This window comes from Mesorhizobium delmotii (assembly GCF_900149755.1).
Taxonomy (GTDB): Bacteria; Pseudomonadota; Alphaproteobacteria; order Rhizobiales; family Rhizobiaceae; genus Mesorhizobium; species Mesorhizobium delmotii.
Genome location: NZ_FUIG01000092.1, coordinates 151,974 through 170,383 on the forward strand (window position 1 = coordinate 151,974; position 18,410 = coordinate 170,383).

The window sequence follows — 18,410 nt, forward strand, 5'->3', positions numbered from 1 at the left end:
ACAGCTTTCGCGCTTCATTGACAAGCCGCAATGAAGTGGCTAGAAGCCCGCCCGCATGGGACGGGCTACTGCCCGCATGCGGATGGTCCGTCACGACGTTGGCCACGGGACGGTCAAAGAAGGCGGCTTGTGATCAACCGGAAAGTTCGGATTTAAAATCGGCGCAAGTGACGCCGCAAAGCTTGTGCGCACAGACCACGGGTATAAACTCGGGACAGTTTGAAGCCTGAGCAAGGAAGGTCAGTTTTCAGATGACACTGCGCATATCAGGAAAACACATGGATGTCGGCGATGCGTTCCGTACGCGCATCAACGACCGTGTCGGAGAAGTGATCGGGAAATATTTCGATCGGGGCTTTTCAGGGCAAATTGTAGTCGTCAAATCGGGGTCGCGCTACACGGCCGATTGCATGATCCGGCTGGATTCCGGCGCTTCGCTGCAGGCGACCGGTGAAGCCCAGGACCCGACGCTCGCTTTCGAGGCCGCGGCGGATCGCCTCGAAACCCGCCTTCGGCGCTACAAGCGTCGGCTGAAGTCACATAATTCAGGCAATGCCAATGGCGAACTCACCGACATCGCCTATACGGTGATGGCGCCGCTTGCCGATGACGATGAGGAAATACCGGAGAATTTCGCGCCAGCCATCGTCGCCGAATCAACCATGACGCTGCGGACCATGTCGGTGGCGTCAGCCGTGATCGAGCTCGACACCAAGGACAGCCCGGTTCTCGTCTTCCGCAACGCCGGAAACGAGCATCTCAATATCGTCTATCGCCGGCCGGACGGAAATATCGGCTGGATCGACCCGTCTACGACCAAGGTCGCGCAGGGATGACGACCAAGGCCGCACTGGGATAAGGAACCAGCCGCACGCGAGAGTGAGGGCTGGCGACGGCAGGCGAACAAGGGATTTCAAGTATGGATCTGAGCGATCTTATCAACGTTCCGGCAATCTTGCCGGCGTTGAAGGCGAACTCCAAGAAGCAACTGCTGCAAATGCTGTCCGAAAGGGCGGCAGCGATTTCCGGCATTCCGGAACGGGAGGTGTTCGACACCATCCTGCAGCGGGAACGGCTGGGCTCGACCGGTGTCGGCAACGGCATTGCCATTCCGCATGGCAAGCTGGCCGGGGTCAAGCGGATCGCCGGGGTTTTCGCCCGGTTGGAGACGCCGGTCGATTTCGAGGCGCTGGACGACCAGCCGGTCGATCTGGTGTTCCTGCTTTTGGCGCCCGAAGGCGCCGGCGCCGACCACCTCAAGGCGCTGTCGCGCATCGCGCGGGTGCTGCGCGACGCCGACACGGTGGCCAAGATCAGGGGCACCCGCGACGCCGCAGCGATCCACGCGCTTTTGTCGGACACGCAAGCCTCACACGCGGCCTGAGTTTTTGATTGGATCCGTTGAAGGGCCGCCGTGAGCGGCCCTGTCCGTTTCCAACCAGATCGCTGCGCCTATTGTTAGTGGATGGCGACGGGGATCAGGTCGTTTTCCAGGGCGCCAGCCAGCGCCCGGTCGCGAGCGTCCGAAAGCAGGATCGGCTGGCCATTGGCGGCAAACAGGGCCCACAGTTCAAGGCCGGGCGCGATTTCGCCGAGGCCCGGGAAACGGCCGCGCAGATCGTCGCTCGACACTTTCCTGAGATAGGCGACCGAGCCTTCGCCGAGATGGGCGAATTCGCCGCTGGTCATGATAAGATTTTCGTCAGTTCTAGTCATTTAAGCCTCCTTGTCGCGAGGACGCCGCTCAGGCCGCCTCGCATGAGAGCCATTAGAGCGCCGTGTGTCCAATTGGGCACACAAAGGACGCTCTAACACTTCAATTTGCTGCATCGTACTTTCGGAAAATCGATTCCGATTTTCCGGCCGATGCAGCGGTAAGGATCAGTCTTTCACCGATATGTTTATTTTCCGTACCAGCCGTTCGGACTCGGGCCGATCGAGATCGATCGACAAAAGCCCGTTCTTCAGCTCCGCGGTGATCACCCGCATGCCGTCGGCCAGCACGAAACAGCGCTGGAACTGGCGCGCGGCAATGCCGCGATGAAGAAATTCGCGCTCGGTATCGTCGTTCTGGCGGCCGCGCACGACCAACTGGTTCTCCTCCGTGGTCACATCTAGATCGTTCTCGGCGAAACCGGCGACAGCGAGCGTGATACGCAACCTTTCGGCCTTGCCGTCGGCACCGCTGAGGCGCTCGATGTTATAGGGAGGGTAGCTATCACCCGACTTCGCCAGACGCTCCAGGGTCTTTTCCATGGCGTCGAAACCCAGGAGAAGCGGGCTGGAAAAAGGCGTCATTCGGCTCATGTTACATTGTCCTCTCAAGAGCGACATAAAGTGGAAAAACCCAGATGGCATTTTTCCCGATGGTCTTGATATGGTCCGCCCCGCGGTCAAGTTCAAGCCGTCAAAAGCCCCGCCCAAAAAGACTCCCCAAACAAGGAATTGAAATGCCCCTATCCCGCAAGATCATCATCGACACGGATCCCGGCCAGGATGATGCCGTCGCCATATTGCTGGCGCTCGGCAGCGCCGAGCTGGAGATCGTCGGCATAACCGCCGTCGCCGGCAACGTGCCGCTGAGGCTCACCGAAAAGAATGCACGCAAGATCTGCGAACTGGCCGGCAGGTCTGACATCAAGGTCTATGCCGGCGCCATCCGGCCGCTGGCGCGCGAACTGGTTACCGCCGAGGAGGTGCATGGCGAGACCGGTCTCAACGGACCGCAATTGCCCGAACCGACAATGAAGCTGCAGGACCAGTATGCGGTGGATTTCATCGTCGAGACACTGATGAAGGAAGAGAGCGGCACGATTACGCTCTGCGCGCTCGGACCGCTCACCAACGTTGCGCTGGCGCTTATCCGCGAGCCGAAGATCGCGCCGCGCATCAAGGAAATCGTCCTGATGGGCGGCGGCTTCTTCGAAGGCGGCAACGTCACGCCCACCGCCGAATTCAACATCTATGTCGACCCACATGCCGCCGACGTCGTGTTCAAATCCGGCATCCCGATCGTCATGATGCCGCTCGACGTCACCCACAAGGCGCTGACCACTGCCAAGCGAACCCAGGCCTTCCGCAAGCTCGGCACCAGGGTCGGCACGGCTACGACGGAGATGCTGGAATTCTTCGAGCGCTTCGACGAGGAGAAATACGGCACCGATGGCGGTCCACTGCACGACCCTTGCGTCATCGCCTATCTGTTGAAGCCGGAGCTGTTCAGGGGCCGCAACTGCAACGTCACCGTGGAAACCGCCTCGGAGCTCACCATGGGCATGACCGTGATCGACTGGTGGGGCGTGACCAAGCGACCGAACAACGCCATGGTGATGCGCGACATCGACCATGATGCGTTTTTCGCACTGCTGCTGGAAAGGCTGGGGCAGCTTTAGGGCTTCTTCCTTCTCCCCTTGTGGGCCCACAAGGGGGAAGGAAAGGTGCCCTCACTTCGCCTTTGAAAACGCCAGCCACAGGCCGCCGCCGACCAGGAAACTGCCGCTGATTCTGGACATGAGCTTGACGCGGCCGGCCGAGAGCAGGCGCCCGGCGCGGCCGGCGGCGAGCGCGAAGGTCGAATCCGACACGGCGGCGAAGATCAGGGCGGTGAGACCCATGACGACGATCTGCAATGTGTAGTTGCCTTCAGGGGCGATGAACTGCGGAAAGAAGGCGCCGAAGAACACCAGCGTCTTGGGATTGCTGATCGCTACCAGCAGGCCCTGCAGGAAGAAACCGCCGCGCGGTGTCTTCGCCGATCCGTCCGCGTTCAGCTTGCCCTTGGAGCGGAACATCTGCACGCCCATCCAGATCAGATAGGCGGCGCCGATCAGCCTGACCCACTCGAACCAATGGCCCATTCCCGCGATCAGCGAGGTCAATCCGATGCCGACAATGGCGATCATGATGGCCAGCCCAGCCTGCGTGCCGGCGACATTGGCGAGGCCGGCGCGGGAGCCATGGCGGATGCTGTTGGCGATGATCAGCGTGACCGTCGGTCCAGGCACCAGGACAATGACGATGCAGGCGACGACATAGGTAGCGTAGAGTTCCAGCGACATGGTTTTCCTCGACAATATGCGGCTTGCGACGCGGCCGACCGCGATCAATGCATGACAGCAACGCCGGTGCAAGCCGGCAGCATATGTCGCTGGCGGCCTTGACCTGGATTTAGGCTCCGGTCTGCCACGGCAGCGTCGTCTCGTAGGCTGCCGCTGCTCTCAACACGGCCATGTCGCCGCGCGGCCGCCCGATCAGTTGCATGCCCATCGGCCTGCCTCTGGCATCGAAGCCGGCCGGTACGTTGACCGCCGGGCAGCCACCCAGCGTGGCGAGCGCTGAAACCTGCATCCAGCGGTGATAGCTGTCCATGGCACGTCCGGCCACTTGCGTCGGCCAGTGGGTGGAAACCTCGAAGGGGAAGACCTGTGCGGTCGGCAGTGCGACGAGGTCGAAGCGGTCGAAGAGCGACAGCAGGGTTTGGTGCCAGGACGAGCGCCTCACCGTGGCGGCGTGGATCTGCGGCGCCGTGAGCTGCAGCGCACGTTCCACCTCCCACACGGCCTCCGGCTTCAGAAGACTGCGTTTCAAGGGATCGTCGTAATGCGCCTTGAGCGCGCAACCGCTGCTCGCCTGGCGCAGCGTCACAAAGGCCTGCCACAGCGCCTCGAAGTCGAAATCCGGCACCAGCGCTTCGGTCTGAAAGGATACATCGGCGAATCGGCCGAGAGCGGCCTCGCAAAGATCAAGGATGCCGGGTTCGAGCGGCAGATGGCCGCCGAGATCGCCGAACCAGGCGATGCGGCCGCCGGCGGCTGCCGTTTGCAGTCCCTGTAGGAAGCAGCCCTGCTTGTGATGCGAGAGCGGCGAGCGAGGGTCGTAGCCGGCCTGCTCGTCGAGCAGCAGCGCCATGTCGCACACGCTCCGCCCCATCGGTCCTTCGACGCCCATCTGTGTGTGAAAGACGTCAGGTTCGGGACCGGCCGGGACAAGTCCCTGCGACGGACGGAAGCCATAGACATTGTTGTAGGCGGCCGGGTTGCGCAGCGAGCCGCCAAAGTCGCTGCCGTCGGCGACAGGCACCATGTCGAGCGCCAGTGCGACCGCCGCGCCGCCGCTCGAACCGCCGGCGGTCAAGGCCGCGTCGAAAGCATTGAGCGTCGGGCCGAACACCGTGTTGTAGGTGTTGGAGCCAAGGCCGAATTCGGGAACGTTGGTTTTGCCGATGATGATGGCGCCGGCCTTGCGGATGCGCTCGACGAAGAAATCATCCTCTTGCGGCACGAAATCGGCGAAGATCGGCGAGCCGAAGCTGGTCCTGAGGCCCTTGGTGTGCGCGAGATCCTTGATGGCGATCGGCAGGCCGAACAGGGGGCCGGCATGCCCTGCATGCGCCAGATGGGCGTCCGCCTTGTCGGCCTCGCGCAAGATGTCGGCACGGTCGCGCAGCGAGACGATGGCGTTGACCAGCGGGTTCACCGCTTCGATCCGGTCGAGGAATGCCGTCACCACCTCGCGCGCGGACAGCTGACGGCGCCTGATCGCGCCGGCAAGGTCCACGGCGGACAGGCGGCAGATATCGCCGGCAGGCGGCACGGCGTGTTTTGTGGCCGGACGCATGGCTCTCACCTAGCTGGCGGATTTTTGTAGCGCCGCGTCGACGTCCTTCGCCAGCGGGATCGCCGGCTGGGCGCCGGGCTTCAGGCAAGCGAGCGAACCAGCGGCTGCAGCAAGGGCGAGCGCCTGATCGAGCGGCAGGCCGGATGACAGCCCCGCGGCGAAATAGCCGCAAAACGTGTCGCCGGCGCCGACCGTGTCGACAGGGGTGATCTTCAGCGCCGGAAGCATCAGAAGATCGGCTGGTGTCGCCGCCAGAACGCCGTCACCGCCGAGCGTGACGACGATTGTGCGGCCGGTCTTCCCGGCGTAATCGCGCATCCGCGCCGGGCGATCGCGGCCGCTCAGCGACAGCGCCTCGCCATAGAGGTCGAATTCGGTCTCGTTGGCGACGACATAGTCGGCCTTGCCGAGGAAGGCGGCCGCCTCGCCGCGGAACGGTGCCGTGTTGAGCACGGTAACCGCGCCCGCCGCCCGGGCGGCGTCCAGTGCTGCATCGACAGTCTGCAGCGGGATCTCCTGCTGCAGGAGCACGACATCGCCCTTTTTCATGAAAGCCTTGGAGAGGTCGCCTGTCACGACCGAATCATTGGCGCCCGGCACCACGGCAATGACGTTCTCGCCGTCGTCGGCGACCATGATCAATGCCGTGCCGGTCGAGGCGAAGGTTTCGCCGACACCGGACAGGTCGATCTTGCCGTCCCGCAGCAGCGCCAGCGCTTCAGTGGCGAAATTGTCCTTGCCGACCGCGCCGACCATGCGCACCTTGGCACCGGCGCGCGCGGCGGCCAGGGCCTGGTTGGCGCCCTTGCCGCCGGGTGCGGTGGTAAATCCGGAGCCCCGAACCGTCTCGCCCGGTGCGGGCAAGCGGTCGACATTGGCGATTAGGTCAAGGTTGATCGAGCCGATAACGATGATCAAGTGGTGCCTCCCTGCTGACGCATCGTGCTTTCCGAAAATCGGAATCGATTTTCGGAAAGCACGAATGCGTAGAATTAAAGTGTTAGAGCGTACTTTGTGCGTCCAAATGGACGCACGTCGCTCTAATTGTGCGGGAAGCTACTCCGTAAGGCCGCTGCTTGCCAGACCGCGCGAGATGAACCCGCGCGCTGCTGGCCCGAATCTATGGGCGTTTCATCAAGATCCGACTTGTCCCGCTTCCCAGCCAAGGATGGCGCGTTTGCGGGTCAGGCCCCAGTGGTAACCGGTGAGCGCGCCGGACTTGCCGAGAGCCCGGTGACACGGCACCACGAACGACATCGGATTGGCGCCGACCGCGGCCCCCACCGCTCGGCTGGCGCTCGGCGCGCCGATGCCGGCGGCGATCGAGGAATAGGTGCAGGCCTTGCCCATCGGGATGCGCAGCAGGGCCTCCCAGACGCGGACCTGGAAGTCGGTGCCGATCATGACGACGCGCAGCGGCTGGTCGGCGCGCCACAGCGCCGGATCGAAGATGCGCGCGGCATAGGGCGCCGTCGCGGCCATGTCCTCGACATAGTTTGCGTTCGGCCAGCGGCCGGACATGTCGGCAAAGGCCGCACGCTCGCCGCCGGCATCGCTGAAGGCGAGGCCGGCAAGGCCGCGGTCGGTGACCATGATCAGGGCGATGCCGAAGGGCGAGATATGATAGCCGTAGCGGATCGTCAGCCCGGCGCCGCGCGTCTTGTAGTCGCCCGGCGACATCGCCTCATGCGTGACGAAAAGGTCGTGCAGCCGGCCGGGGCCTGACATGCCGACCTCTAAAGAAGCCTCGAGCAATGGCATGCCGGAATCGAGCAGTTTGCGCGCATGGTCGAGCGTGACCGCCTGGAGGAAAGCCTTGGGCGACAGGCCGGCCCAGCGTGTGAAGAGCTTCTGCAGGCCGGTCGGCGTCTCGCCGACTTCCTCGGCCAGTATTTCGAGGGACGGCTGGTCACGGTAGTCAAGGCTGATCTTCTCGATCGCGCGCCGAACAACTTCGTAGTCACCGCCTTCGGGCGTGATGTCTTTCTTCAGAATAGCTGTCTGTGCGTTCATCGGACTATCTCCTTGACCGCGAATATCGTCCTTCGCGGCTCCGATCACCACCCGAAACTTGCCTTCTCGCGGCACATACCCAGATAGAATTGGCTTCGAGGAAGGAGCCGATGATGGGCTGGCGAAAAGGTGCATCTCACCAAGGAGAGGGAGACGCTGCTGATTACCGTCTATGGCAAGGCACTGGAGAGCCGGTTGCCTCAATCGCTGCTGAAAGATCATTTTGCGGACGAGGCGGTTCGCTCACATTTAGCGCGCTTTGGCGGTCGCCAGGGCGCGCGAAAAAGCTGACGCAAAGCTCTCGCGGTCGTCGGGATTGAGGAAACCGCCGATCGGCACATTCTGGCCTTGTGCTTCCACCGCCATCCTGGTGATGCCGATTTCGGCGTGGCGGGCGACCGAAAAACGCGCCCAGAACGGATTGAAGCGATGCGCTTCCGATTTGCCTGACGGTGCGGTCTTGCGGATGTCGAGGCTGGTGCGCGAGACCGACACTTCCTCGCGGGCGCGGGCGGCACGATAATTGGCGCGAAAGGCGATGTAGACGGCAATCACGTCGAAACCGAGGAAGCCGAACACCGGCCAGGCGCCGCGCGACAGGAAAAACGCTCCGGTCACCAACGAGCCGAACAGCAGAGCGCCCATCAGGATGGCAAAGCCGGTTTTGCCCAGCGACCGATGCGGTATCAGCAACGCCTGGAAGAATGGCTCGTCGGCCTGAAATGAGGCGTTTGTGTCGCTCATGACGGGATATTATAGGAAGGGGATGACGAGCCCCAAGCCCAAAAATTCCTCTACACCCGAAAATGAACCGCCCCCCGGCCGACGCGACGGCTCGAACGCCAAGCCGCGTGCCCGGCCGGTGCGGTCCCATTCGCGCTACAGCCCGGCCGAGGTGCACGAGATTTTCCGACGCTTTTCCGTTCAGCGGCCCGAGCCGAAGGGCGAGCTCGAACACATCAACGCCTTCACGCTGCTGGTGGCGGTGGTGCTTTCGGCACAGGCGACCGATGTCGGCGTCAACAAGGCAACTCGGGCGCTGTTCAAGGTCGCCGACACGCCGCAAAAGATGCTGGCGCTCGGCGAGGCCAGAGTCGGCGACTATATCCGCACTGTCGGGCTTTGGCGCAACAAGGCCAAGAACGTCATTGCGCTGTCGGAAGCGCTGATCCGCGACCATGACGGCGAGGTGCCTGACGACCGCGACCATCTGGTCAAGCTGCCGGGCGTCGGGCGCAAGACCGCCAATGTCGTGCTTAATATGGCCTTCGGCCAGCACACGATGGCGGTCGACACGCATATCTTCCGCATCGGCAACCGGCTGGGACTGGCGCCCGGCAAGACGCCGGAACAGGTCGAGCAGGGGCTGTTGAGGATCATTCCGGACGAATATATGCGCCACGCGCATCATTGGCTGATCCTGCATGGCCGCTACGTCTGCAAGGCGCGCAAACCGGATTGTCCGGTCTGTGTCATCGCCGACATCTGCAAGGCCGAGGAGAAGACGAATGATATTCCGGCGCCGCTGGTCGAAATTGCGCCGCTCGAACCCGTAGGCGAAATTCAGTAGCCGTAGCCGCGCGCCATCGCCGCGGCGAAGACCGGGATCAACAGGAAAATCAAGGCTTCGGCGCGGACATAAGTTCGAACCGATGCAAGTTGCGCCGCAGGTACCTGAAAACCGGGGTTGGCCGAGGCCTGCCTGTTCCAGGAAACAAAGCGGACCGTCGGAATGATCGACAGCAGGCCGACGATGACGAAGGCCGCCATCTTTGCCCAGAACACCCAGTTGTAGACGTAGAATTCCCAGCCCTTCAGGCCGTAGATGACGCGGCCGATGCCGACGATGATGATCAGCATGGCGAGGATGCCGTAATGGCGATCGATGCCGACAAGCCTCCGGAGCGTCGCGGCGGGCAGATCGCCGCGGATCAGGACAAATTCGGCGCCGATGATGCCCGCCAATGAAAACACCAGCAGATGATGAAAGATGGCAAGCGCAAGATCGGTGGTATCCATGCCCTTTTCCCTCCGTCGGACGGCACAGCGGATGCTGAATCAGCTGCTGGTGAAAAGTAGCACCGCTGGGCAGGATTCACATTGGGCTGGAAGATGATCTGCACAGGCTTTGGCTCTTGTCTGGTGCAGGCGATTTGGATCTCTGTCGCATATCGCTGTCCCCCAAAACCGCCGAGCACCCCCGGGTCAAATCCAAGGGCAGGCTACTAAGCACAGGCAAACTTACGCAACCGAGGCACGACACATGATCAATCCACAGGCGCTTGTCGCTCCCGTCATTGAAACGCCGCGCACCGTGCTGCGGCCACACCAGCTCGATGATTTCGACGCCTATGTCGCCATGTGGGCCGATCCGGCCGTCACACGCTTCATCGGCGGCAAGCCGCGCACGCGGGAGGAAAGCTGGATGCGCTTCCTGCGTCATGCCGGCCTGTGGTCGCTGCTGGGCTATGGCTTTTGGGCGATCGAGGACAAGGCGACCAGCCGCTTCATCGGCGAAGCCGGCTTTCACGATTTGAAGCGCAACATCGTGCCGTCGATCGAAGGCGTTCCGGAAGCCGGTTGGGCGCTGGTCCCGAGCGCCCATGGCCAAGGCTTCGCCAGCGAAGTCGTCGGACGGGTTCTCGCCTGGGGCGACGACGCATTCGGGCGCGCAAGGACTGTCTGCATCATCGATCCGGAAAACACCGCTTCGCTGAGCGTCGCGGCCAAATGCGGCTACAGCGAAGTGTTGCGGACCACCTATCACGACGATGCGACGATCCTGCTGGAACGGCAGCCTTGAGGGTTGCGGCCTGTCATCCTGTGGTTCCGATCGGGCCGAATCGAGGCTTTCTAGGCCTGCCGCTTCAGCACCGGGCCTTCCGCTTTGGCTTTTAGGGCCGCCTGTTCGAGCATCGAGGCGTCTTCGCCGAAAGCGCGGGTGGCGCGCGCGGCCGCCTCGATCAGCGGATTTTTCATGCGCTGCAGAAAGGCCGCGTCGACGCGCGTGCTCGGGCCTGACAGCGTCAACGCACCGAGCAAGGTGTGCCCCGGCCCGAACACTGGTGCCGAAACGCCCGCCGTCTCGGGGTCGCGATCGCCGACCGACAAACAATGATAGGTTTTGCGGATCGTCTCGTAAGGCTCGCCCTGCTGACCGGAAAACGCCGCAAGCACGCGGCCGCCCGTACCGGCCAGCAACGGCAGCACGTCGCCTTCCCGTATGGTGTAGCGGATGGGATGCTTGGACTCGACGCGGTAGAGGCAGGTGCGCACGTCGCCCGAGCGGACATAGAAAGCGACGCTTTCCCAGCTTCGCTCGGCCAGATCGCGCATGATCGGCAGCAGGATGTCGATCGCCACGACCGAACGCTGGTATAGGGCACCCAGCCGGAAGGTGGCAGGGCCGACACGGTAGCGGCCGTCGTCGAGACGCTCCAGCAGCTGCCCGCGCAATAATGAGTTCGCCAGCCTCAGGATCGTGCTCTTGTAGAGGCCGGTCCGCGCCGCGATTTCGGCGAGGCTGAGCGACCGGTCGGCGGTAGCAAAAGCATCGAGGATGGCGATCGCACGGTCGAGCGCGGCAACACCGTTGGTCGACGCAGGCTTGGATTGTGTTACGGTCATCTGCTTGACCACGTCGTTCCGTTCCTAGTTGGACAGAAGGGCCGATCGAAACAACTATGCCGCGTGCAGACAGTTCTGTCCAGTAGAATGCCGTTCCTGTTGACAGAACAAGACAAAGGCTGCATGAATTTTTGTCGAGCGGGTCTGAATTCAGGCTACGTTGCTGGCAGGCACCAGAGGAGGTGTCGTGATTGGAGGAATCCCATGCTGAACAGACGCAGATTTTTAATGAGCACCGCCGCTGCCGGCGCCGCCGGTTTCGCAGCGTTGCATCTCTCGCCCGCTTTTGCGCAGGATGCGCCGCAGATCCAGATCTTCGTGCCGGCAGCGCCCGGCGGCGGCTGGGATCAGACGGCGCGCACGATGGATCAGGTGCTGCGCAGTGAGAAGCTGATCTCCGGTTCGCAGATCACCAATGTCGGCGGCGCCGGCGGCACAGTCGGCCTGCCGCAATTCATCAGCCAGTGGAACGGCAAGGGCAATTCGCTGATGGTTGCCGGCATGGTCATGGTTGGCGCCATTATCGCCAACAAATCGGCCAACAATCTCACCGAAGTCACGCCGATCGCCCGCCTCACCGGCGAATTCGAGGCGCTTGTGGTGCCGGCGGCCTCGCCGTTCAAGACCGCAGCGGATTTCGTCGCCGCCCTCAAAGCCGATCCGACCAAGGTTCCGGTGGCTGGCGGTTCGGCCGGCGGCTCGGACCACATATTGTTCGGCCTTATCGCGAAGACGGCCGGTGTTCCGGCAGCCAACCTCTCCTACGTGCCGTTCGCCGGCGGCGGCGAGGCACTGTCGGCGCTTCTCGGCAACCAGGTCGCGGCCGGCATCTCCGGCTATGGCGAGTTCTCCGAGCAGGTCAAGGCAGGCGCGCTTCGGCTGCTTGCCATTTCTGCGGACAAGCGCCAGGAAGGCATCGACGCACCGACGCTCAAGGAAGCCGGCATCGATGTCGAATTGTTCAACTGGCGAGGCGTCTTCGCACCGCCGGGCGTTTCCGACGCCGACAAGGCGGCGATGATCACGCTGGTCGAGACCATGGCTAAAAGCGATGCCTGGGCCACCGAATGCAAAAACCGCAACTGGACGCAAATCCTGCTCACCGGCGACGACTATGCCAAATTTCTCGCCGAAGACACGACCCGGATCGCAGCCATCCTCAAGGACCTCGGCCTTGCCTGATGTCCTCGGAGAGGGGCGGTCTGCACTGCCCCTTTCCGATGTTCGCCAGCCGCATGGACATACGATCCAGCGCGAGTGAAACTGCGGTGAGGTCGGCTGTGGGAGACCGGCCTATCCAGGGAGGACGATCATGAGCACCAGCGACCAGCAGGCGGCGCGGCCGCGCCTTGCCGTGCCCGAATTGCTGATCGGCATCGGGCTTCTCGCCTGCGCCGGCGCAGTAGCCTGGCAGACGCTGTCGATTCCGGTGTCGCCGCTCTACTCCAAGGTCGGCCCGACCGTCTTCCCGTACATCACCATGTTCGGCATGACGATCCTATCCCTCCTGTTGATCGTCGCCGCCCTGCGGGGCGGCTGGCAGCCAGAAGAAGAAAAGGAAACTCCGACCGACTGGAAGGCGATGGGCATCGTCGCCGTCGGACTGGTCGCGAACCTTGTGCTGATCCAGCCGCTTGGCTTCACCGCAGCGTCGGTGGTCATGTTCGTTCTCATCTGCCACGGGTTCGGCAGCAGACATCCGCTGCGTGACGTGCTGCTCGGCCTGATCCTGGCGCTTGCCGCCTATTTCGGCTTCGCCAGGGCGCTCGGCGTCAATATCGGCGCCGGCTTCATCGAGAACCAGCTGAACACGGGTCTCGATTCGATTATCCGTATGTTGAGAGGCTGAAGCCATGGAAACGCTCAGCCATCTCGCGCACGGATTTTCGGTCGCTTTTACGCCGGTCAATCTCATGTGGTGCCTGCTCGGCACGACGCTGGGGACAGCGATCGGCGTGCTGCCCGGCCTCGGACCGGCGCTGACCATCGCGCTGCTTTTGCCGATCACCTACCAGGTGGCGCCAGAAGCATCCTTCATCCTGTTTGCCGGTATCTACTACGGCGCCATGTATGGCGGTTCGACGACATCGATCCTGCTAAACACGCCGGGCGAAAGTGCTACCATCGTCACTGCGCTGGAAGGCAACAGGATGGCCCGTTCCGGCCGCGGCGGCGCGGCACTTGCCACTTCGGCGATCGGCTCCTTCGTCGCCGGCACACTCGGCACGCTGGGCGTCGCTTTCCTGGCCCCGGTCGTGGTCAAATTCGCGCTGTCTTTCGGCCCGGCCGAATATTTTTCGCTGATGGTGCTGGCCTTCATCACGGTTTCGGCGGTGCTCGGCTCGTCGTCGGTGCGCGGCCTGACCAGCCTGTTCGTCGGATTCGTCATCGGCATGATCGGCGTCGACCTGCAGACCGGGCAGCCGCGCTTCACCTTCGGCATGAGCCAATTGCTCGACGGCGTCGACGTGATCGTCGTCGCCGTCGGCCTCTTTGCGGTCGGCGAGACGTTCTACATGGCCTCGCGTCGCTATGCCGGCAAGGACGAGATCGTGCCGCTGAAGGGCTCGCTCTACATGACGGCGGCTGAATGGGCGCGCTCGTGGAAGGCTTGGCTGCGCGGCGCCCTGCTCGGCTTCCCGATTGGCGCCCTGCCGGCCGGCGGCGCCGAAATCCCGACCTTCCTGTCCTATGCGATCGAGAAGAAGCTCTCCAAACACAAGGAGGAGTTTGGGACGGTCGGCGCGATTGAAGGCGTTGCCGGACCGGAAGCCGCCAACAACGCATCGGCTGCCGGCGTGCTGGTGCCGATGCTGACGCTTGGGCTGCCGACCTCGGCGACGGCCGCGATCATGCTGTCGGCCTTCCAGAGCTATGGCATCAATCCCGGGCCGATGCTGTTCATGACGCAGGCCAATCTGGTCTGGGGGCTGATCGCCAGCCTGTTCATCGCCAACATCATCCTCGTCATTCTCAACCTGCCGCTGATCGGGTTGTGGGTGCGGCTGCTGAAAATCCCGGCGCCGCAGCTCTATGCCGGCATCCTGGTGTTCGCTACGGTCGGCACCTACGGTATTTCGCAGTCGCCGACCGACCTCGTCATCCTCTATCTGCTCGGCGGGGCCGGATTCCTGATGCGGCGCTTCGATTTCCCGACGGCGCCGGTCATCATCGGTATGATCCTCTGGCCGCTCGCCGAAACGCAGTTCCGCCGCGCGATGACCATCTCGAACGGTGACTGGTCGGTGTTCTACAAGCATCCGCTGTCGCTGACGCTGCTGACGCTGGCGTTCATCGGGCTGATTGGGCCGCATATCTACGCTTACGTCGAACGCAGGCGCCTGCGCGGACCGGAGCATGTGCCGGGCGATGCCTGACCTGTCTGTAACATCATGACCGATCTGCTGTCCGGTATCCGCGTCCTCGACCTGACCAATGTTCTGGCTGGCCCCTACTGCGCCTATCAGCTGGCGTTGCTCGGGGCCGATGTGATCAAGGTCGAAGTGCCGCAAGGCGGCGACCTGGCGCGCCAGCTCGGCGGTTCGCCGGAACTCAACAGCGCCGGCATGGGCGCTTCGTTCCTGGCGCAGAACGCCGGCAAACGATCGGTGGTGCTCGATCTCAAGAAAGAGGCCGATCGCGAACGCTTTCTCGATCTGGTCGCCTCCGCCGACGCGCTGGTCGAGAATTTCCGCCCCGGCGTGATGGACCGGCTGGGACTCGGCTATACCAGGCTGAAAGAAGTCCGCCCCAGCCTTGTCTATTGCGCGATTTCGGGCTTCGGCCAGACCGGGCCGATGCGCGACAATCCCGCCTACGACCAGATCATCCAGGGCCTTTCAGGCATCATGAGCATCACCGGCACGCCGGAGACCGCGCCGCTGCGGGTCGGTTATCCCGTCGCCGACACGCTGGGCGGACTGGTCGGGGCGTTCGCGATCGCCGCGGCACTTGTGAAGCAGAAGACGACAGGCGAGGGCGCCTTCCTCGACGTGTCGATGCTCGAATGCACGCTCTCCGCGCTGGGCTGGCCGGTCTCCAACTATCTGACGGCTGACGTCGAGCCGCAGCCGATGGGCAACGAGAACATGACGGCAGCACCTTCCGGAACGTTTCGCACCGGCGACGGCTTGCTCAACATCGCCGCCAACAAGCAGGAGCAGTTCGTCACGCTCTGCCGGCTGGTCGGGCTGCCGGAGCTGGCCTCGGACCCGCGCTTTGCCGAGCGCGAGACGCGCAAGCGCAATCGCATCGCCTTGAAGGCACTGATCGAGGATGCCCTGGCGAACAGCTCGGCCGCGGCCTGGGAGGAGACGCTCAATCGCGCAGGCGTGCCGGCGGGCAGGGTGCTGACGATCCCGCAGGTGCTGGCCGAGCAGCAAGTGATCGAGCGCGACATGACCACCCGTTTCGATAGCATGCCGAACATCGACCGACCGCTGACCGTCGTGCGCGGCGGGTTCATGGTCGATGGTGCAGCACCGTTGCCGACCAAGCCGCCACCGGCGCTGGGCGAGCATATGGACGAGGTGTTTGCCAGTCTGCCGCCGCGCGTCAAGAAAAGGGCGCAGGCATGAGCGACGCGAGAACATGAGCAACGTTGGGAAAAAAACCGGCCGCGAGCGCGGCGAGGAATGGTGGCAGACCGATATCATCGAAATGCGCCCTGGCGTGATCCGGCTGCGCGGCTATGAGATCCAGGACCTGATCGGCCGCGTCAGCTTTCCGGCGATGATCTGGCTGATGCTGCGCGGCGAACTGCCTGGTGAGGAGCAGGCGGCGCTGCTCGGCATCGCGCTGGGGGCGGCCGTCGACCACGGGCCGCAGGCACCGTCGATCGCCATTGCCCGCATGGCGGCCACCTGCGGCGTCGGCATCAACAGTGCCATGGCCTCAGCCATCAATGTGCTTGGCGACGTGCATGGCGGCGCCGGTGAACAGGCGCTTGCCTTCTACGGCGACATCGCCGCGGCACTGGATGGAGGCGTGACGCTTGCCGATGCCGTCGCGTCGCGGCTCGATCGGTTCTTCGCCGAGGAAAAATCCTATGTGCCGGGGCTCGGCCATCGCTTCCATCCGGTCGATCCGCGGGCGCCGCGCCTCATCGAGCTGACCCGCGATTTTGCCGCGCGCGGCGTCGTCAGCGGACGTTTCGCCGACATCGCCGAGGCTGTTGAGGCCGAGGTCGCGCGGCGCAAGGGCAAGAAGATCCCGCTCAACATCGACGGCGCCACCGCCGTCATCTATGGCGAGCTCGGCTTCCCGCCGCCGCTGACACGCGGCCTTTTCGTGCTCTCGCGCTCGGTCGGCATATTGGCGCATGCGTGGGAACAGTCGCAACAGAGCGACCGCAACAAGGGACCACTGCCGCGCGAATGGTTGTGGGCCTATACCGGCACGCCGGTGCGGCCGTTCCCTCAGGGAGATGGTGACTCCAAATGAGGCCTTGGTTCAAGTTCGCCAGCGGGCGCTGGTTGGGGGATTTTTAGGTTCTTCAGAAGCGTTAACAGATCGGGCTCGTCGATAAGCACGGCTGCGTCTTCCGGCGCCAGCCATGCCCGCTGCCGCCTTTTGGCTTCCTGCCAGTTGGCCAGTTCCTCCGTCACCGCCAGCAGATAGACGGTGACGTCGACGCGGACGAAGCGGTTCGTCAGCCGCTTCCAGTAGGAATAGGTGCCGGCCGGCTGCTTCAGCGTCTTGCCGAGGACGCCGGCTTCCTCCTGCGCTTCGATGGTGGCTGCTTTGCGCCCGCTCTTGCCCTTCATCGGCCAGCCCTTGGGCACGATAAAGCGCCTTGTCGATATCGAGGTGACCAGCATCACCTCGACGTCGCCACGCTCGCCCAGCCGAAAGGGAATCGCCGCGACCTGACGGATCCGCTCGCCCTTCCTCGCTTTGCGTACGACCTTCTTCTTGGTGGCTGCCATTCCCGACGATCCAATCAGGGCAGTGCCCAAGCGCAAGGCACGTTGCGAAAATCAAAACCGCCTTTGATGCTACTTAAAGTAGAGCGGCGTTCAAGCATATCGGCTAAGTAAATGAAAACGCCGGCTCATCAGCGGCAGATGCTGATGAAGCGGCTGCCTGACCGCCGCAACTGGCAAGTAGGCTTCATCTGCGGCACATCTGGCCGTTGCGGCGCGACCTCGCGATCCTGGGCACGGAACTGCTGTTGCTGCTGCTGATATTGCTGCCGCCGCAGCCTGTTCTCCAGCATCTGCAATTCGCCCTGCAGGACCAGCGCGTTGCGGTTGGCGGGAGTGACGTTCTGCGCGGAAACAGCAGCGCTCGACAGCATCGCTGTTGCCAGGGTTGCCGACATCAAGATCGTCGATAGGCGAAGCGGCGACATCTATCCATTCCCGCGCGAAACTGAGCCTCCAACTCATATAGGGCGTTTGTCTGGTGATGCCATGGTTAAAGCCTCGCCGAAGCGGAATTGGCGGGTTGAGCTGCCGAACTCAATGCCCATCGACCCCATGCGCGCCGGGCAAGGAGATAAATATCGAGATCGACGACAGGAAATTGGAGGGCATCCTGCAGTTCAGCACTTGGTAGGTCGTCGGTTGCCTGGTGCCTGTGGCATTCAACGCGAAAATCACGCCGCTGCTCAAGGCCGCCACCATTTTTGAAAATCAATGCGATTGCGGTCGACACAGGCAGCTTTCCCATCTCATTGACCGGCTTCAGAGGCGCGCTTTCTCGAATCGCGGACCTTTCGGCGGACTGACTCCAGTTCCTCCATAGCATCTGACGGCTCAAAAAACCGCCCCGCGATCCATTAAGATTTGCCTGTTATCTGGCATACATGAAGCACTTCGCCCTGCGGCTCTTTACCGGTTGCATAGCCATTGCCGGTGGAATCTATTTCCGCGATTTTTGGAGGTCTGATTTCGGGCCGCCAACATTCATTTTTTTGGTCTGTCTGGGCGTGACGCTGGTGATGAGCTGGCGAGGTAAAGGCAAATCTTGGTCGCTCTTGCCCGGGCTTATCTTTGGTATGGCAACCGCCATCACTCTGACCATCACCTATTTCGTAAATCTTTATGCAGGGGTGGCCACCTTAATTGTGCTCCTGGTTTTGGGCCGCAAGTCAGGTTTTTTGGATTGGTGGGTGTCTAAACAGTAGTTGAGATGCAAGACCAATCTGCGGA

General features: G+C 62.8%; 23 protein-coding genes. 11 read left to right on the forward strand and 12 right to left on the reverse strand.

Going from position 1 to position 18,410, the window contains the following annotated elements:
• Positions 1 to 251: 251 nt before the first annotated feature.
• Positions 252 to 836: a ribosome hibernation-promoting factor, HPF/YfiA family gene (gene hpf, locus BQ8482_RS35170; protein WP_123151737.1), complete on the forward strand. Its 585-nt coding sequence runs from the start codon at positions 252 to 254 to the stop codon at positions 834 to 836.
• An 83-nt stretch (positions 837 to 919) separates the two neighbouring features.
• A complete protein-coding gene (gene ptsN, locus BQ8482_RS35175) occupies positions 920 to 1,384 on the forward strand; it encodes a PTS IIA-like nitrogen regulatory protein PtsN (RefSeq protein ID WP_095488401.1) in 465 nt (154 codons plus the stop codon).
• 74 nt (positions 1,385 to 1,458) lie between these two features.
• Here the strand turns inward: ptsN and BQ8482_RS35180 are convergent, their stop codons facing one another.
• Together BQ8482_RS35180 and BQ8482_RS35185 are read right to left on the reverse strand one after the other, a co-directional pair.
• Positions 1,459 to 1,716: a BQ00720 family protein gene (locus BQ8482_RS35180; protein WP_095496852.1), complete on the reverse strand. Its 258-nt coding sequence runs from the start codon at positions 1,714 to 1,716 to the stop codon at positions 1,459 to 1,461.
• 165 nt (positions 1,717 to 1,881) lie between these two features.
• Positions 1,882 to 2,307, reverse strand: coding sequence for an Hsp20 family protein (locus tag BQ8482_RS35185; RefSeq protein WP_095496851.1), 426 nt, complete (start codon positions 2,305 to 2,307; stop codon positions 1,882 to 1,884).
• A 143-nt stretch (positions 2,308 to 2,450) separates the two neighbouring features.
• Here BQ8482_RS35185 and BQ8482_RS35190 point away from each other — a divergent pair, with 143 nt between their 5' ends.
• Complete coding sequence (locus BQ8482_RS35190; protein WP_123151738.1) at positions 2,451 to 3,392, forward strand: nucleoside hydrolase; 942 nt, start codon at positions 2,451 to 2,453, stop codon at positions 3,390 to 3,392.
• Between the two features lie 51 nt (positions 3,393 to 3,443).
• Here the strand turns inward: BQ8482_RS35190 and BQ8482_RS35195 are convergent, their stop codons facing one another.
• The 5 genes from BQ8482_RS35195 to BQ8482_RS35220 form a co-directional block, all read right to left on the reverse strand.
• Positions 3,444 to 4,058, reverse strand: a complete 615-nt coding sequence (locus BQ8482_RS35195; protein WP_123151788.1) for a LysE family translocator — start codon at positions 4,056 to 4,058, stop codon at positions 3,444 to 3,446.
• A 109-nt stretch (positions 4,059 to 4,167) separates the two neighbouring features.
• The gene (locus tag BQ8482_RS35200) at positions 4,168 to 5,616 is read right to left on the reverse strand and encodes an amidase (protein WP_123151739.1); all 1,449 of its coding nucleotides are present in this window, start codon (positions 5,614 to 5,616) and stop codon (positions 4,168 to 4,170) included.
• A 9-nt stretch (positions 5,617 to 5,625) separates the two neighbouring features.
• A complete protein-coding gene (locus tag BQ8482_RS35205; protein ID WP_123151740.1) occupies positions 5,626 to 6,534 on the reverse strand; it encodes a ribokinase in 909 nt (302 codons plus the stop codon).
• A gap of 216 nt (positions 6,535 to 6,750) precedes the next feature.
• Positions 6,751 to 7,629 carry a methylated-DNA--[protein]-cysteine S-methyltransferase gene (locus BQ8482_RS35210; RefSeq protein ID WP_123151741.1) on the reverse strand — a complete coding sequence of 293 codons (879 nt, stop codon included), beginning with the start codon at positions 7,627 to 7,629 and terminating at the stop codon, positions 6,751 to 6,753.
• A 249-nt stretch (positions 7,630 to 7,878) separates the two neighbouring features.
• The gene (locus tag BQ8482_RS35220; protein WP_123151742.1) at positions 7,879 to 8,373 is read right to left on the reverse strand and encodes a DUF2244 domain-containing protein; all 495 of its coding nucleotides are present in this window, start codon (positions 8,371 to 8,373) and stop codon (positions 7,879 to 7,881) included.
• A 22-nt stretch (positions 8,374 to 8,395) separates the two neighbouring features.
• Between BQ8482_RS35220 and nth the strand changes: the two genes are divergently transcribed.
• Complete coding sequence (gene nth, locus BQ8482_RS35225) at positions 8,396 to 9,199, forward strand: endonuclease III (RefSeq protein WP_123151743.1); 804 nt, start codon at positions 8,396 to 8,398, stop codon at positions 9,197 to 9,199.
• On the opposite strand, the gene BQ8482_RS35230 is transcribed toward nth, so the two are convergent.
• Positions 9,193 to 9,648, reverse strand: coding sequence for a DUF2214 family protein (locus BQ8482_RS35230; RefSeq protein WP_123151744.1), 456 nt, complete (start codon positions 9,646 to 9,648; stop codon positions 9,193 to 9,195). The genes nth and BQ8482_RS35230 overlap by 7 nt on opposite strands.
• A 244-nt stretch (positions 9,649 to 9,892) precedes the next feature.
• Between BQ8482_RS35230 and BQ8482_RS35235 the strand changes: the two genes are divergently transcribed.
• On the forward strand, positions 9,893 to 10,432 hold the full coding sequence (locus tag BQ8482_RS35235; protein WP_123151745.1) for a GNAT family N-acetyltransferase: 540 nt from the start codon (positions 9,893 to 9,895) through the stop codon (positions 10,430 to 10,432).
• Positions 10,433 to 10,482: 50 nt separating this feature from the next.
• On the opposite strand, the gene BQ8482_RS35240 is transcribed toward BQ8482_RS35235, so the two are convergent.
• Complete coding sequence (locus BQ8482_RS35240) at positions 10,483 to 11,256, reverse strand: IclR family transcriptional regulator (RefSeq protein WP_095496906.1); 774 nt, start codon at positions 11,254 to 11,256, stop codon at positions 10,483 to 10,485.
• Between the two features lie 204 nt (positions 11,257 to 11,460).
• Between BQ8482_RS35240 and BQ8482_RS35245 the strand changes: the two genes are divergently transcribed.
• The 5 genes from BQ8482_RS35245 (at position 11,461) to BQ8482_RS35265 (ending at position 16,698) form a co-directional block, all read left to right on the forward strand.
• On the forward strand, positions 11,461 to 12,438 hold the full coding sequence (locus BQ8482_RS35245; RefSeq protein WP_095496841.1) for a Bug family tripartite tricarboxylate transporter substrate binding protein: 978 nt from the start codon (positions 11,461 to 11,463) through the stop codon (positions 12,436 to 12,438).
• 130 nt (positions 12,439 to 12,568) lie between these two features.
• On the forward strand, positions 12,569 to 13,105 hold the full coding sequence (locus BQ8482_RS35250) for a tripartite tricarboxylate transporter TctB family protein (protein ID WP_123151746.1): 537 nt from the start codon (positions 12,569 to 12,571) through the stop codon (positions 13,103 to 13,105).
• 4 nt (positions 13,106 to 13,109) lie between these two features.
• The gene (locus BQ8482_RS35255) at positions 13,110 to 14,633 is read left to right on the forward strand and encodes a tripartite tricarboxylate transporter permease (RefSeq protein ID WP_123151747.1); all 1,524 of its coding nucleotides are present in this window, start codon (positions 13,110 to 13,112) and stop codon (positions 14,631 to 14,633) included.
• 15 nt (positions 14,634 to 14,648) lie between these two features.
• A complete protein-coding gene (locus BQ8482_RS35260) occupies positions 14,649 to 15,833 on the forward strand; it encodes a CaiB/BaiF CoA transferase family protein (RefSeq protein WP_123151748.1) in 1,185 nt (394 codons plus the stop codon).
• A gap of 13 nt (positions 15,834 to 15,846) precedes the next feature.
• The gene (locus tag BQ8482_RS35265) at positions 15,847 to 16,698 is read left to right on the forward strand and encodes a citryl-CoA lyase (protein ID WP_123151749.1); all 852 of its coding nucleotides are present in this window, start codon (positions 15,847 to 15,849) and stop codon (positions 16,696 to 16,698) included.
• Here the strand turns inward: BQ8482_RS35265 and BQ8482_RS35270 are convergent.
• The 3 genes from BQ8482_RS35270 to BQ8482_RS38545 form a co-directional block, all read right to left on the reverse strand.
• Positions 16,674 to 17,183 carry an NUDIX hydrolase gene (locus tag BQ8482_RS35270; RefSeq protein ID WP_123151750.1) on the reverse strand — a complete coding sequence of 170 codons (510 nt, stop codon included), beginning with the start codon at positions 17,181 to 17,183 and terminating at the stop codon, positions 16,674 to 16,676. The two genes, BQ8482_RS35265 and BQ8482_RS35270, sit on opposite strands and share 25 nt — an antisense overlap.
• Positions 17,184 to 17,311: 128 nt before the next feature.
• A complete protein-coding gene (locus BQ8482_RS35275; protein ID WP_123151751.1) occupies positions 17,312 to 17,608 on the reverse strand; it encodes a hypothetical protein in 297 nt (98 codons plus the stop codon).
• A 65-nt stretch (positions 17,609 to 17,673) separates the two neighbouring features.
• Positions 17,674 to 17,913 (reverse strand): hypothetical protein, encoded by a 240-nt coding sequence (locus BQ8482_RS38545; RefSeq protein ID WP_165848835.1) that lies wholly within the window; start codon positions 17,911 to 17,913, stop codon positions 17,674 to 17,676.
• A gap of 151 nt (positions 17,914 to 18,064) precedes the next feature.
• On the opposite strand from BQ8482_RS38545, the gene BQ8482_RS35285 reads away from it, so the two are divergent.
• Positions 18,065 to 18,385 carry a hypothetical protein gene (locus tag BQ8482_RS35285; RefSeq protein WP_123151752.1) on the forward strand — a complete coding sequence of 107 codons (321 nt, stop codon included), beginning with the start codon at positions 18,065 to 18,067 and terminating at the stop codon, positions 18,383 to 18,385.
• Positions 18,386 to 18,410 lie beyond the last annotated feature (25 nt).